The sequence below is a fragment of the Thermoactinomyces sp. CICC 10522 genome (assembly GCF_016055075.1).
Lineage (GTDB): Bacteria > Bacillota > Bacilli > Thermoactinomycetales > Thermoactinomycetaceae > Thermoactinomyces_A > Thermoactinomyces_A daqus.
The window spans coordinates 15,808-30,549 of sequence record NZ_JAECVY010000002.1 but is presented as its reverse complement, the minus strand read 5'-3'; the positions used below and the strand labels follow the sequence as shown (position 1 = coordinate 30,549).

The 14,742-nt window shown below is 48.6% G+C and carries 13 protein-coding genes and 1 pseudogene; 6 read left to right on the top strand and 8 right to left on the bottom strand.

The window, feature by feature from the left end; all coding sequences use genetic code 11:
- The first annotated feature begins 215 nt into the window (after window positions 1-215).
- The 6 genes and pseudogenes from I8U18_RS03555 to I8U18_RS03530 all read left to right on the top strand — a co-directional run bounded on the left by I8U18_RS03555 (window position 216) and on the right by I8U18_RS03530 (window position 6,676).
- On the top strand, window positions 216-1,376 hold the full coding sequence (locus I8U18_RS03555; protein ID WP_033101574.1) for a Gfo/Idh/MocA family protein: 1,161 nt from the start codon (window positions 216-218) through the stop codon (window positions 1,374-1,376).
- Window positions 1,377-1,535: 159 nt separating this feature from the next.
- Window positions 1,536-3,077 carry a gluconokinase gene (locus tag I8U18_RS03550; protein ID WP_198054894.1) on the top strand — a complete coding sequence of 514 codons (1,542 nt, stop codon included), beginning with the start codon at window positions 1,536-1,538 and terminating at the stop codon, window positions 3,075-3,077.
- Window positions 3,078-3,085: 8 nt separating this feature from the next.
- Window positions 3,086-4,411 (top strand): GntP family permease, encoded by a 1,326-nt coding sequence (locus I8U18_RS03545; RefSeq protein WP_033101576.1) that lies wholly within the window; start codon window positions 3,086-3,088, stop codon window positions 4,409-4,411.
- Window positions 4,412-4,537: 126 nt separating this feature from the next.
- Window positions 4,538-5,095: a GNAT family N-acetyltransferase gene (locus I8U18_RS03540; RefSeq protein WP_052154303.1), complete on the top strand. Its 558-nt coding sequence runs from the start codon at window positions 4,538-4,540 to the stop codon at window positions 5,093-5,095.
- Window positions 5,096-5,431: pseudogene (locus tag I8U18_RS03535) on the top strand (antibiotic biosynthesis monooxygenase family protein).
- A gap of 54 nt (window positions 5,432-5,485) precedes the next feature.
- Window positions 5,486-6,676, top strand: coding sequence for an MFS transporter (locus I8U18_RS03530; RefSeq protein ID WP_370589274.1), 1,191 nt, complete (start codon window positions 5,486-5,488; stop codon window positions 6,674-6,676).
- A gap of 92 nt (window positions 6,677-6,768) precedes the next feature.
- Here the strand turns inward: I8U18_RS03530 and hemQ are convergent, their stop codons facing one another.
- The 8 genes from hemQ to I8U18_RS03490 all read right to left on the bottom strand — a co-directional run bounded on the left by hemQ (window position 6,769) and on the right by I8U18_RS03490 (window position 14,561).
- On the bottom strand, window positions 6,769-7,533 hold the full coding sequence (gene hemQ, locus I8U18_RS03525) for a hydrogen peroxide-dependent heme synthase (RefSeq protein WP_033101592.1): 765 nt from the start codon (window positions 7,531-7,533) through the stop codon (window positions 6,769-6,771).
- A gap of 43 nt (window positions 7,534-7,576) precedes the next feature.
- A complete protein-coding gene (locus I8U18_RS03520; RefSeq protein ID WP_033101577.1) occupies window positions 7,577-8,527 on the bottom strand; it encodes a COX15/CtaA family protein in 951 nt (316 codons plus the stop codon).
- A 38-nt stretch (window positions 8,528-8,565) separates the two neighbouring features.
- Window positions 8,566-9,489: a heme o synthase gene (locus I8U18_RS03515; protein WP_081943923.1), complete on the bottom strand. Its 924-nt coding sequence runs from the start codon at window positions 9,487-9,489 to the stop codon at window positions 8,566-8,568.
- Between the two features lie 26 nt (window positions 9,490-9,515).
- A complete protein-coding gene (locus I8U18_RS03510) occupies window positions 9,516-9,830 on the bottom strand; it encodes a cytochrome o ubiquinol oxidase subunit IV (RefSeq protein WP_033101578.1) in 315 nt (104 codons plus the stop codon).
- Entirely contained in the window at window positions 9,827-10,450 is a 624-nt protein-coding gene (gene qoxC / locus I8U18_RS03505; RefSeq protein WP_033101579.1) for a cytochrome aa3 quinol oxidase subunit III, read from the bottom strand. Before qoxC ends, I8U18_RS03510 begins: the two co-directional genes overlap by 4 nt.
- Before the next feature lies 1 nt (window position 10,451).
- Window positions 10,452-12,404, bottom strand: coding sequence for a cytochrome aa3 quinol oxidase subunit I (gene qoxB, locus I8U18_RS03500; protein ID WP_052154305.1), 1,953 nt, complete (start codon window positions 12,402-12,404; stop codon window positions 10,452-10,454).
- Between the two features lie 21 nt (window positions 12,405-12,425).
- Window positions 12,426-13,328 carry a ubiquinol oxidase subunit II gene (locus I8U18_RS03495; RefSeq protein ID WP_235281685.1) on the bottom strand — a complete coding sequence of 301 codons (903 nt, stop codon included), beginning with the start codon at window positions 13,326-13,328 and terminating at the stop codon, window positions 12,426-12,428.
- 195 nt (window positions 13,329-13,523) lie between these two features.
- Window positions 13,524-14,561, bottom strand: a complete 1,038-nt coding sequence (locus I8U18_RS03490; RefSeq protein WP_033101580.1) for an aldo/keto reductase — start codon at window positions 14,559-14,561, stop codon at window positions 13,524-13,526.
- Window positions 14,562-14,742 lie beyond the last annotated feature (181 nt).

Here is a 14,742-nt window from a genome sequence, read left to right as displayed (position 1 = left end):
GGACTTCTATCCGGGGGGTTAGACTGAATGGTTATAACAGTAACAATTGCAGTTGTGGCAGGGAAAATTCAGCCCGGTTGCGAATGCTAATCCCTGTCATAAAGATTATTATTTATTAAAATATAAGAATTCGTTAAAATAGGGGTGAAAACGTTTTCCTGTTCCTGTTTGAATATTCATAAGGAAATCTGAATCATGGTCAGGGAGGGAAGATTTTGGCAAAGATCAAAACAGGAATCATTGGCACAGGTTTTTCGGCACAGTCCCATATGGAAGCATTGAGCCGGGTTTCGGATGCAGAGGTAATTGCCATTGCTTCACGCAACCGGGAGAAGGCGGAAGCGCTTGCTGAACGTTACGGCATAAAGAAAGCGTATGGCCGGTATGAGGATTTAATTCATGATCCGGAAGTGGAGGTGATTCATAATTGCACCGCAAACCACCTTCATTTTTCGTTGAACAAAATGATTTTGGAAGCGGGAAAACATCTGTTGTCTGAAAAGCCGCTGGCCATTTCCAGCGAAGAATCAGCCGAATTGGCACAGTTGGCGGAGCAAAAAAAGAAGGTTCACGGTGTTTGCTTCAATTACCGTCATTACCCGATGGTGGAGGAAGCAAGACAGGCGATCCAAAGTGGACACCTCGGGGAAATCCAGCTTGTTTTCGGAGGTTACTTACAAGATTGGCTTTTATATCCGACTGATTATAATTGGCGTCTGGATCCGGAAAAAAACGGGCCTTCCCGGGCCATGGCAGATATCGGGTCACATTGGTGCGATACCGTGCAACACGTATTGGGCCACAAAGTGACTGAAGTGTTTGCTGATCTGAAAACCGTACATCCGATCCGGAAAAAACCGAAACGGGATGTGGAGACTTTCCATCAGCCAGCAGAAGCGGATGTGGAGGATGTCCGCGTAACAACCGAGGACTGCGGAGTCGTACTGGTTCATTTTGCCAATGGAGCCTTGGGATCTTTTACGATCTCCCAAGTAAATGCCGGGCGGAAGAACAAATTATTTTTTGAAATAGCCGGAACAAAATCGGCGCTCGCCTGGGATCAGGAAAAACCAAACGAATTGTGGCAGGGTTTCCGCAATGAAGCCAACCGGCACTTGCTGAGGGATCCTGCACTGCTCTCCGGCTCCGCCGCGTCTTTGGCTCATTATCCGGGCGGACATCAGGAAGGGTGGCCGGACGGTTTGAAAAATTTATTGATCCGGTTTTATCAGTCTGTGCAGATGGCGAACAGGGGAGAAGATTGGAAACGGAGCCGAACTTTTGCCGATTTCCATGATGGTCATCAAATCATGAAGATCATTGATGCCATCCTGAAAAGCGATCGGGAAAAACGTTGGGTTACCGTAAGTGAATAGAAATATGCATTTTATCAGCCATGAGCCGAGGAATTTCAGCCTCATTAAACGCTCATGGCTTTCTGGCAAATTTGCAATCTGTTGTGTTACCGGTTTCATAGAGGTATAATCAGAGAAGTGAATGATGGTGTGATTTGTATTTAGCAAGGAGTTGTTTTTATGTCATATGTATTAGGGGTAGACATCGGTACAACCAGTACAAAGGCGGTCTTGTTCGATCTGAACGGGCGGGTGATCGCCAGTCATTCTGTGTCTTATCCGCTCAATCAACCGCACCCTTCCTGGGCAGAACAAGATCCCGAAGAAATTCTCCACGCCTTTGTTCAATCCGTCAAAACGGCGATTCTTAAAGCGGGTGTTTCTTCTGACGCTATTATTGGAATCGGTTTCAGTACCGCGATGCATTCCCTGATGGTGATGGATCAGGATCATCGGCCGCTCACCCCGGTGATCACCTGGGCAGACAGCCGCAGCGTCGAACAGGCGGAACGATTAAAACAAATGACAGAGGGAACCCTTTTTTACCGCCGCACGGGTACGCCGATTCATCCAATGTCGCCGCTCACCAAGATTATGTGGCTGAGGGAGCAACAGCCCGATTTATTTCAGCGCGCGGCAAAATTTATCTCTATTAAGGAATATGTGCTGCATCGTTTGTTCGGAGAGTATGTGGTTGACCATTCCATCGCTTCAGCCACAGGGATGTTTCACTTGGAGCGGAAAGAGTGGGATGAGGAGATCATTGACTTTTTGGGCATCCGAGATGATCAATTGTCCCGCCTGGTTCCCACCACTACCGTATTAAAAGGCATGGATCAAAGCCTTGCTGCGGAAATGAATTTGCATCCGGACATACCGTTTGTCATCGGTGCGAGCGATGGCGTTTTGGCCAATGTCGGAGTTGGAGCAACCCGGCCCGGTGAGGTGGCCCTGACCATTGGGACGAGCGGAGCGGTTCGCACAAGTACTGATCGGCCGGTAACCGATGAAAAGGGACGGATCTTCTGCTATGCCCTGACCGAGGAAAAATGGGTGATCGGTGGAGCTACCAATAACGGTGGAATCCTGATGAATTGGTTCCGGGATCAATTTGCCAAAGAAGACTGGGAGAAAGTGAAGCAGCAAGTCGGAAATCCTTTTGACCTCATCCTGAAAGAGGTGCAAGGAATTCCGGCCGGAGCGGAGGGCCTTCTCTGTCTGCCGTTCTTTACAGGGGAACGCGCTCCATATTGGGATGCGGACATGCGCGGCAGTTTCTTCGGAGTAAATTTGCGACACGGCAAAGCCCATTTTTTACGCGCGATTCTCGAAGGAATCTGTTTCAGCCTGCATTCCGTCACCTCCGTTTTGGAAGAACTGGCGGGTTCCATTCATGAAGTGAGGGCATCCGGCGGGTTTGTCCGCTCTTCTGTCTGGTTGCAAATCCTGTCCGATGTTTTGGGCAAAACGGTATTTGTCCCGCAAAGTCCGGAAGCCTCGGCGCTGGGGGCGGCGGCTTTGGTTCAATTGAGTTTGGGTGAAATCTCTGATCTTGAAGAAGTGAAGAAAAGGATATCCGTATCGAGCGAGCTTTTGCCGGACCAGAACAATCACGAGGTTTATCGGTCTCTTTACGCCATTTACGATCAGCTGGCTCACAAAATGAAGGATGAGTTCCGCCAAATTGCCGATTTTCAACGCAGTCATGAGAAGAGAGGTTGATTTTAACAATGTTGTTAGTCGTCGTATTCGTAGCAATCGTTGCCCTTTTATTGATGATCACATGGCTTAAGCTCAACCCGTTCATCAGCTTGATCATCACCGCGGTCGGTGTCGGTCTGGCTGCGGGTATGCCGTTAGATAAAGTGATTGATTCGATCAAGACCGGATTGGGGAATACCCTCGGTTTTATCGCCATCGTTTTGGCCTTTGGCACGATGCTGGGAAAAATGATGGCGGAATCAGGTGGAGCCGAGCGGATCGCCCAAACGCTGATTAAGCGCTTTGGACAAAAAAATATTCATTGGGCTATGATGTTTGTTGCTTTTATTGTAGGTATTCCTGTATTTTTTCAAGTTGGATTTGTCCTGTTAATTCCGCTTGTTTTTACCATTGCCGTTGAAACCGGAATGTCTCTCGTTCCCATCGGACTTTCGCTTGTTGCAGGACTTTCGATCGTCCATGGGATCGTCCCTCCCCATCCGGCTGCGATGGCAACGGTGGGAATCTTCAAGGCAGATACGGGTCTGACCATTTTGTACGCTTTGATCGTCGGTTTGCCGGCTGCGATGATCGCAGGGCCCCTTTATGGTAAATGGATTGGGAAGCGCATTCATAAAACGGTTCCGGAATCGATGGCCAAACAATTGGTGACGCGTGAGCAAAAAGAATTGCCCGGATTTGGCAATACGATTTTCACCATTATCCTTCCGGTTATCCTGATGCTCTTATCCACTTTTGCCGATCTTTGGATCTCTGCCGGCAGTCAGCTCCATCGAATTTTGAAATTTATCGGGGACCCGGTGGTCGCCCTCCTGCTCGCCACGCTTTATTCCTTTGTCAGCTTGGGTAAACTGCGAGGATTTAATCGCGATCTGATTTTGAAGTTTTCCAATGATTGTCTGGCCCCGACAGCAAGCATTCTCCTGGTGATCGGTGGAGGGGGAGCCTTTAACAAGGTCCTGCTCGATTCGGGCGTGGGTGATTCGATTGCCGATGTGGCCAAACACTCCCATCTGTCCCCGATCCTGCTCGCCTGGCTGGTTGCGGCTCTTATTCGAGTCTCTACGGGATCCGCGACCGTTGCCATGCTGACCTCGGCGGGAATTGTCGCACCAATCGCAGCGGCCATTCCGGGAACCAGTCCGGAGCTGCTGGTGTTGGCGACAGGGGCCGGATCATTGATTCTGTCTCATGTAAACGATTCCGGCTTCTGGATGATTAAAGAGTACTTTGGCATGTCGGTAAAAGAAACCTTATTGACCTGGACGGTGATGGAAACGATCCTCTCCGTCGTCGGCCTGATTATAACTTTGTTGCTTTCCCTGGTTGTATAAATTTTTGCTCCCCCATCTTCCTCGGTGAAGATGGGGATTTTTTCTTGGAAAAATATTTGTCTATCGAAATATCTCTCTATATAATAGTCGTAACCATACAGAAAAGAGGTTGAGGAGGGGGGTTTTGTGAAAAAAGAATGGTCTTGCGTCATCCGGGAGGGAAGGGCAGACGATGCCGGCCGGATTCTTTCCTACATCCGGAAAATGGCGGGTGAAAGTGATTTTATTACATTTTCCCCGGACGAGTTTTGCATGAGCATGGAGGAAGAGCGTGCGTTTATCGAGGAATGTGCCAACAGCAGGAATCATTTGTTTTTGATTGCGGAAGTTGAGGGAGAAATTGCAGGCAACCTCGTATTCCGCGGAGGAAAATATTCACGTACTGCACACGCGGGTGAATTTGGGATCAGTGTCTTGAAAAAGTATTGGGGATGTTCGATTGGCAGGCGTTTGCTCCAGTATTTGATCGATTGGGCGAAGAAATCACATGTAGTCCGGAAAATCAATCTGAGGGTACGGGTCGACAATGAGCGGGCCATCCGCCTGTATGAACGAATGGGATTTGCCATAGAGGGACGATTGAAACGGGATTTTTACATAGGGGGAAAATGGTTCGATTCTTATCTCATGGGAATGAGCATCGACCCGGATGATGGTTGTGCAGAATTAAAGGAGCTGAAGTAAATGGATTCAATTGCCAAAACTCCTGAGCCTCCATACTATGCCGTGATTTTTGTTTCGGAGCGAACCGGAGAGGAGCGCAGGTATCAGGCCATGGCTGCCAAGATGGCAGAGCTGGCTCAGGAAATGCCGTGATTTTTGGGGATCGAGAGTGCACGTGATGCCGAGGGTTTCGGAATAACGGTCTCTTATTGGGAATCGGAAGAAGCGATCCGCAGATGGAGGGAACATTCTTACCACCGAATCGCCCAGGAACGGGGGCGGATGGAATGGTATCTTCGCTATAAGACACGGGTTTGCAAAGTGGAAAGAGAAATGGATTGTCAACGGCAGAAATAATCAGGAAAAGTAAAATCTGGATCGATCTGAATAAAGGAGAGGAGATGGACAGGAGTGGAATCGGTTGGGCAAGGAAAGCGCATCAGCGCCCTCACCTTGCAAAAAGCGAAGGTATGGACGTTCAGTTTTACCCATATGATCAATGATCTGGTTACGACCGGAATCGTGCCGGCCCTGTTGCCGATGTATCGTGACGCTTTCTCCCTGAGTTATACGCAGACTGGATTAATTGTGCTGTTTTCGTATATTACCTCTTCCGTGATGCAGCCTCTGTTCGGAGCGTGGACGGATCGAAAGCCGAAGGTGTGGATGTTGCCGTTCGGTGTCTTTTTATCCGTTCTCGGTCTTGCCTTGACCGGCATTGCTCCTTCCTACGGATGGGTATTATTTTTGATTGCCTTGTCGGGTTTGGGTTCAGGAGCTTTTCACCCCGAGGCTTCCCGGGGAACGCATTATGCATCGGGGAATGCAAAAGGATTGGCGCAAGCGATTTTTCAAGTCGGCGGCAATGCCGGGCAAGCGCTGGGCCCGCTCATGATTCCTCTGTTTTTGATTTCAACCGGGCGCAGCGGCCTGCTTTGGTTTGTGCTCATCGGTCTGATCGCGTTTTTGTTGGCAGCCCGCCAAGTTCCGTGGTATCGGGAGCGCCTGGAAGATCATGGGCGAAAGCAACAGCAGATGACCGGAAAAAACCATTGGTGGGGCGTATTTTTGCTCGTTTGTGTGATTATTCTGCGGTCTTGGTGCCAAATCGGTGTATCCGCCTTTTTGCCTTTTTTCTTTTTGCATCAAATGAACATGTCTTACGGCCATGCTGAATTATTAAATTTTCTGTTCCTCGGTGCCGGTGCTCTGGGGACGTTTATCGGCGGAGCGATCTCGGACAAAATCGGGATGAAACGGTTATTGGTCGGTTCCATGCTCTTTTCCATTCCTTTCGCTCTGCTGCTCCCTTATGCAAAAGGGGGCTATGCGTGGCTGATCCTGTTATTGTTCGGTTTTTTTGTTTTGTCCTCATTTGCCGTCACCGTCGTCTACATGCAGAGATTGCTGCCCCGCAACATCGCGATGGCTTCCGGATTGGCGATCGGGTTTGGTGTCGGTGCGGGCGGAATTGGTGCGACCCTGATGGGGTATTTAACCGACCTGTACGGGATCATGAGCATCATGTCGGTGATCTCGGTTTTGCCCATTGTTGCATCAGTGCTGGCCTTTCTGTTGCCAAGTGATCGAAAAGCTGTATGATGAACATGAAAAAGAGCAGGTTCCGAATGCGGAAGGCCTGCTCTTTTTTTACTTCGTTGTTCAAACGTCTCTCTCCATTTTCCTACGGAGGTTTATCGAATATCGGGGGTTTTGTCGTTCAGCATGGAGGAGAGCATTTCATTTGTCAACCTGCATCCGACATAAAAAGAGCCAAATTCTCCAAAACGGGCACTTACTTCATCAAACCTCATTTCCGTAATCAATTTCTTAAAGTACAATGGATCGTCGGAAAACAGGGAAACCCCCCATTCCCAGTCATCCAGGCCGATTGATCCCGTAATGATTTGCCGAACTTTTCCTGAGTAAGAACGTCCAATAACCCCATGGCTTTTCATCATTTTCTTCCGTTCATCAACGGAGATCCTGTACCAATTGTCTTCTCCAAGCCTTCTCTTGTTCATGGGATAGAAACAGGTATATTGGGTTTTTGGCAAGATTGGCTGGAGACGTTCCCGGAAAGCGGGGTCACTTAGGGGGTCCGTATCTGGATCGATCGTGTAAGAGCTGAGTTCCACGACAGAAAGATAGGAATACGGATTGGAAGTGATACCGGCAAAGCCCAGTTTATTAAACTTCGTTTTGATATCATTTAATTCGTCGATATTCGGGCGAAGGTGGAGAAACAACAGATCCGCTTTATGACCAAGAATGGCGTATTGCCCAAAACTGCCCTCATTATTGTTTTCCACCGATGAAAACTCCGCGATCGCATCAAGCAACTCCAGAATGATTTCCTGCCTCCCGGAAGGGGAGATTGATTTCCATTTGTTCCAGTCTATTTTGCGAAAATCGTGATAGGCAAACCATCCTTCGTAAGTTTTTACAGCTTGGCTCATTTTTTTCACTTCCTCTTCAACGATTGATTTTCCCTTAACCCCTTTAAAGGTTATATTCCTTCATCCTCTCTTTTTCTTGAAAGAAGGATGTTTTTAATCCCAGCAAACCTAAAGAACCCACCATTAAGGTTGCGATCGATACATGGAGAAGAAAGGCAACCAGGTTTAACTTCGTCATAATGAGCAGCGCACCGCTCAACATCTGAAAAATCACGAGAATGAGGGTTTGAAGGCTTACTGCCCGTAAATCCTTTCTTTGCCCGCGCAACCGGGAGGTGAAGAGATACAGCTTCAGAATCAAAACAAACAACACCAAAGCCATGAACCTGTGTGTCAAATCAATCAATAAAGCAGACCCGGCCTGAGTGTAAGCTTCGGTTGGAAAGGGCCATCCCTGGAAATAGCCTCCTGCCCCGGTGAACGTAACATAGGATCCAAAATAAACAACCAAAAAACTGTAAATGAGTGTTCCCCATGTCCATCTTTTCATCTGTTTGACAGGGGCGGCATCTTGGAGGTCAAATCGCCGGTATTTGCCGGTTTCGATTTGCCGGAGTGTGGCTGTCCACAAATACAGCGAGGTAAACGCGATGAGTGACATTCCCATATGGAGAGCCAGCACCGAAGGGGGATTGTCAGTCAAGACACTGATTGCCCCCAGAAACCCTTCCCCGGCAAAGGCCAAAAAGCTGATGCCCATCAAAATCCGGATATCTTTTCTTCCCCGATATCTCCGGTATGTGGCTGCGATCAGGAAGAGCAGCAAAAGAAGATCAGCGAGTACAACCAATCGATGGATAAACTCGATCGCGATATGAGTGTTCCACACTTCCGGAATGATCTTCCCGTTGCAAAGAGGCCAATCCCTCCCGCAGCCAAATGCGGAACCGGTTTGGGTATCAATAAAACCCAGGAGATTGACCAAAAACAACCCCAAGAGTGTGGCAAAAGCGAGCGGATAAATGTTTGTTCTCCTTATGTCGGGCTTTGCCATATCTTAACACCTCTCCTTCTTTGAGGAGAAAACCAATACTAAATAAGAGAATCAACGGCCATAGAGGCAAATAAAACAGTCAAGTACATAAGGGAAGCATAAAATGCTCGTCCTGCCCACTCCGTGCGATCGTCGTTTTCACGCCACATGCGTAACTGATAGTACAAAAAGTACAAGCCGGAAAGAATGGCGATTGTCAGATAGATCCCGCCTGTATAACCGGTGAAATACAGTCCGCAGGAAGCGAGCAACAGAATGAAAGTGTAAACCAGGCATTGTTTTTTCGTCGTTCTAAAGCCCCGGACCGCCGGCATCATCGGTATGCCTGCACGCACATATTCATCATTTTTCACGATCGCCAGCGGCCAGAAATGGGGAGGGGTCCACAAGAAAATAATCGCAAACATGATCACGGCGGGCCAACCGATATCTCCGGTCACTGCCGCCCAGCCGATCACTGGAGGAATCGCACCTGCTCCTCCCCCGATTACAATATTTTGCGGTGTTTTTCTTTTCAACAACATGGTGTAAAGCACGGTGTAATACAAAAAACCGGTCAGTGACAGAATGGCGGTAAGAGCGTTCACAAACACTAGAAACCAAATCAAGGACAACAATCCCAAACCCAGCCCGAGAAATAAAGCTGTTTGCGGACGAAGCTGCCCGGCGGGAAGCGGCCTGTTCATCGTTCGTTCCATGATTTTGTCGATATCCTGGTCATACCACATGTTGATCGCAGCAGACCCGCCGGTGGAAAATGCCAAGCCTGTTGCCAGCGCAAACATGGTCCACATATCAGGCCAGCCTTGCTTGGCGACGATAGCCGCGCAGATTGCCGAAAAGATCATAAGGACGGCTATTCGTGGCTTGGTAAGCGACAAACAGGCTTTGAGTTTTTCCAAATCGGCCGACAAAAAGGTTCGTTTGGTTGATTGAACAGAATTTAACAATGGGTCAGGCATTTTTTCCCTCTCCCCTCAAACTTTCATCATTGAACTTGAGAGCCAAATGTCATCACCCAGATCGATCCGGCAACGACGGCAAACGTAAACAAAAACCCCAGCGCAATCGCAATCGAATGATAAGCCGGCCCGTTTTTTTCCGTGATATGCATGAAGAAGATTAATTGAATCAGGATTTGAAGGATGGCAAATCCCAATAAGATGGTGATGAGGCTCCCTTGTGAAAAGGGAGCTTTCACCGTAAACAGCAGTGCCAAAACCGTCAATACAATCGATCCGACATAACCGGTCACATGCGACCAAGGAAAAGTCCTTTTTGCTGGTTGCCCTATATTTTTCATTTCATCACCCCCATGAGATAAACGACCGTATAGATCATCACCCATACTACATCCAGAAAGTGCCAATATAATCCGGCGTTGAACAATTTTCGGGCTGTTGTGGGATGAATTCGGTCACGCAGCAACTGAATGCCTACGGAGATCATCCAAACAATCCCCAAAGAGACGTGAAGACCGTGTGTTCCCACCAGTGTGAAGAAACCGGACAGGAACGCGCTGCGTTGCATGGTGGCTCCTTCCGATGAGTAGGAAAGAAATTCACTCGCTTCGATCCCGACAAATATGAGACCGAGCAAAACGGTAACCGCAAGCCATCCGAGCAGTCTCCGCAGATTGTTGTAACGCATTTCACGAACGGCCAGCCCGCAGGTAAAACTGCTGGTTAACAGAATGAAGGTTTCAAGCGTAAACATGGGAATGTCAAACAGCTGTGCCGTTGTGGGCCCTCCATCCGTATGCGTGCGCAGAACGAGATAGGTGGCAAACAGGCAAGCGAACAGCACAAGGTCTGTAGAAAGGAAAATCCAAAAACCGAGAATGTTTTTTTCTTCTTCTTCCGTGCCGTGCAGGTGTTTGGATGACTTTGGATCTGGGATCGGGCGTCCGGTTGTTTCAACCATGTTACAACCCCCTTACTGCCGCTTCATTTTTCTTGATTTCTTCTACCGAAATATAATAGCCCGTGTCTTTTTCAAGCGATCGCCAGAGCATGCAAATCACTACACCGATCAGCCCGATCGTGGCTATGGTGAATTGGTTAAAGACCAAACCGAATCCGCAGATGAAAAACGCCAATCCCATGAAGAAAGGCAGGGATGAAGGGCTTGGCATGTGAATCGGCTTCAATGGTTCCTTCTGTGGCTGAATGCCTTCTTTTTGCTGCTGTTTCATTTTCCACCAGGCATCCATGTCATCGACCACAGGAATTTGGGCGAAATTGTAATGAGGGACGGGAGACGGAAGAGACCATTCCAACGTACGACCGTCCCATGGATCTCCGGTCGTGTCGCGTTCTCCATGGCGAATGCTGTAAAGGATTTGTGCCACGATAAAGAGGAATCCGATCCCCATCATAAACGCGCCGATGGTGGAGACGAAATTGAGCGTTCCCCAGCCTGATTCAGCCGGATAAGTGTACACACGCCGGGTCATGCCCATGAATCCCAACGCGTATTGCGGCATAAAGCAGACATAAAATCCAAGGTTAAAGAACCAAAACGCCCATTTGCCGAGAGTTTCATTCAGTTTAAATCCTAAAATCTTGGGCCACCAGAAATACATTCCTGCAAGCAGCCCGTACACAACCCCACCGATCAAGACCTGATGGAAGTGAGCGATGAGGAAGTAACTGTTGTGAAACTGGTAATCTGCTGGAGCCACTGCGAGCATGATCCCGGTTGCTCCGCCGACGGCAAAGCAAGGGATAAATGCAAGCGTCCAAAGCATCGGCAAGGTGATTCGGATCCGGCCCCTGAACATCGTAAACAGCCAGTTGAATACCTTCACGCCTGTGGGAATCCCAACGGCCATTGATGCCACGGCAAAGAAGCTGTTTACTCCCGGACCGGCACCCATCGTGAAGAAATGGTGCACCCAGACGAAATAGCTGATAATACTAATCATCATGAGTGAAACCACCATGGACTTGTAACCGAAAATATATTTCCGACAGAAGGTGCTGACCACTTCAGAGAAAATACCGTATGCCGGCAGGATGACAATGTAAACCTCAGGATGTCCCCAAACCCAGAAGAGATTGATGTACATCATCGGGTTCCCGCCATGCAGCATCGTAAAGAAGTGGGTTCCAAAAATCCGGTCCATCCCCAAAAGGGCAAGCGCAACGGTCAAAGCAGGGAAAGCAAAGATAATCACAATACAGGATGCAAGAACAGACCAGGTAAAGAGCGGCATCCGCATCAGGGTCATGCCGGGAGCGCGCATTTTCAGGATTGTGACGATAAAGTTGATTCCCGTCGCAATGCTTCCGATCCCGGATATTTGAATGCCCAGAACATAATAGTTGACACCCGGTCCCGGGCTATACGGCAGTTCAGACAGCGGCGGATAGCCCACCCAACCGGCATCGGGGGAACCCCCCAGCACGAAGGACAGGTTAAACAGCATTGCACCGAAGAAAAACAGCCAAAAACTTACGGCGTTTAAGAAGGGAAAAGCAACATCGCGTGCGCCGATTTGAAGAGGAACCACCAGGTTAAACATGGCAAAGATAAAAGGCATGGCCATGAACAGAATCATGATGGTTCCGTGAGTGGTAAAGATTTCATCGTAGTGTTGTGCGTTTAAAAAATGCAGATTCGGGAAAGCCAGTTGCGTTCTCATCAACAGGGCGTCGACGCCGCCGCGAAAGAACATCAACAGCGCGCAAACCAGATACATGATCCCGATCTTTTTATGATCGACGGTTGTGATCCATTCGCGCCACAACCATCCCCATTTTTTGAAATACGTCAAAGCGAACACGATCCCGACCAATGTCAAGATGATCGCAACTGCTGAGATCTGTATCATGAGATTCGCGTTCTGCAAGTACGAAATCAGACTCTTTAACATCCGCCATTCCCACCTTTCTTGTCAGTTTTCCATTGGCATTTGATGAGGCTCATTCATTGGCATTGGATGGTGCCAATATATCCCGCCGTTTTTATTTACGGTATTTTGATAAAGTGCAGGCGGGTAAGATGAATAAGACTGTTTGTTGACAACGCTCGGCTTGGCAAGTAGATCGTATTTCTCCTGGGTTAAAGAGGGAGCAGATCCCTTGACCTTTTTGACCCATGACGCAAATTCAGACTGCGGTTTGGCAACCACCTGAAAGTTCATGTGGGCAAATCCTTTTCCGGTAAAGTTTGCGCCGCGCCCTTCAAACACTCCCTCGCGGTCTGCCTGCAGCCAGAGTCGCATCTCCATTCCCGGCATGGTGTATTCTTGCCCGCCCAACTGCGGAACCCAGAAGGAGTTCATGGGGGCATCTGCGGTTAACACAAATTGAACCGGTACCCCTGTGGGAATTTCACAGTAGTTGACAGTGGCAATATTCGAATCAGGATAGAGAAACAACCATTTCCAATCCAGCGAGACAACCTGTATGGTGATGGGTTTTTGCTCACTGGGAGGACGGGTCAACGCGAACGTGTCGCGAACAGTGGCGAACCCCAATATGGCAACGATCAGAATGGGGATTCCCCACCAAATAACCTCCAAAATTTTGCTGTCTGTCCAATTTGGCTGATAAGGCGCCTGATTTCCCGGACGTTCTCGGTAACGAATCACGATAAAGACAAGAAGAACGATGACAGGAATCACGACGATCGCAACCAAAATGGCGGAAAGTAAGATGAGTCTGTGCTCTGTCTGTGCTACCGGGCCGGCAGGATTGAGCAGGATATATTTGTCGCTGCATCCGGTCAATAAGAATAAAAGAGGGGAACACAAAAGAAGTTTTTTCAGCCGGCTTGAGATCCCCGTTTTCTTCACTGGTTTCACACCCCCATGGTCAGATTGAAATTTTCTCTGCGTAAAAGAATGTAAGCGGAAACGGACAAAGAAAATGTGATTAATTTCACAAAAAGGGGCGAGTTCACGGAAAGTTGACATTAACGTCGATGTTTTGTCACTTGACTTTCCGTGACTGCTCCGAAAGTGATGTTGGAGTTCCTGTCCGAGCGGTTGTTATCGAGGTGCTACCGGTGTCGGCTTGATTTTGCTGTCGGAGAACGGCTGTTTCAATTGCTCTTTCATGCTGGTTTCCCACAACTCTTCAAGCTTCTTCATTTCCTCTTCCGTAAGCGGAGTTTTGTCAGGCGCCTCGGCAAATTCACGCAAGTTTTCTTCAGTGGTGATATTGGGGAGCACTGATTTGATCGATGGATTGGCTAACGAGAAGAGAATGGACGCTTGGCCAATCGTCCGGTCAGTTCCTTCGTACAGGAATTTCAATTGTTGAACTGCGGCCAGACCAGCTTTCATCCACTTGACCGGCCGGTGATTGCGATGGTCATGTTTGTTGAAATGTTTGTCCGGGTCATAGGTGCCGTCAAGGAGCCCCGATGCATGCGGGACACGGACAATCAAGGCTTTGTTCCGCTTTTCCGCCTCCCGGATCAGTTCTCTGGCGGGATCCTGTTCCAGCATGTTGTTGATGATTTGCGCCATGTCATACCGCTCATCGCGGAGGGTGGCCAATCCTTCATCCTTCCAGCCGATGTCCGGCCCCAATGCGACACCGTAGGAGCGGATTTTTCCTTCCCCTTTCAATCGTTCCAGCGTCTCAAGCACTTCATCGCTTTGAATTGCTTCCATTCTTGGATTATGAAGTTGGTAGAGGTCGATCACATCCGTTTTCAATCGGCGCAAGCTTTCTTCGCAGGACTGGCGGATTGAGGCTGCATCCCACCGTTGGGGCAATTCGGAGTGTCTGCCGTGACGGTCGCCCCGCTTGGCATAGATGTCGTAGCCGAATTTGGTGGCAATCACCACGTTGTCACGAAGTCCTTCCAGTGCTTCTGACAAGAGTGTTTCTCCTTTGCCTTGGCCGTACACATCGCCGGTATCAAAAAATGTAATGCCGTAATCTTCGTATGCCATGCGCAGCAGGCGTTTGCCGAGCTTGTCGTCATTTACGCCCCACCACGGAGTGGCAACGGACCAAACACCGAAGCCAACTTCGGAAACCGGCTTGTCAATACCGGGCATGTTGCGGTATTTCATTGGATAACCTCCATTCGTATAACAAGAGCGATTTAATTTATCCGTGCTTACAACCAGTGTATGAGGTGTTGAACGAAATGAATGTGATTTATTTCACAAAATGAGTTGTGTCACAAAAAATCCACAGAATGATTGTCTTTTGACACTTGGCTGCGCAAAGCGATCTCGTGTAAAAAGAAGT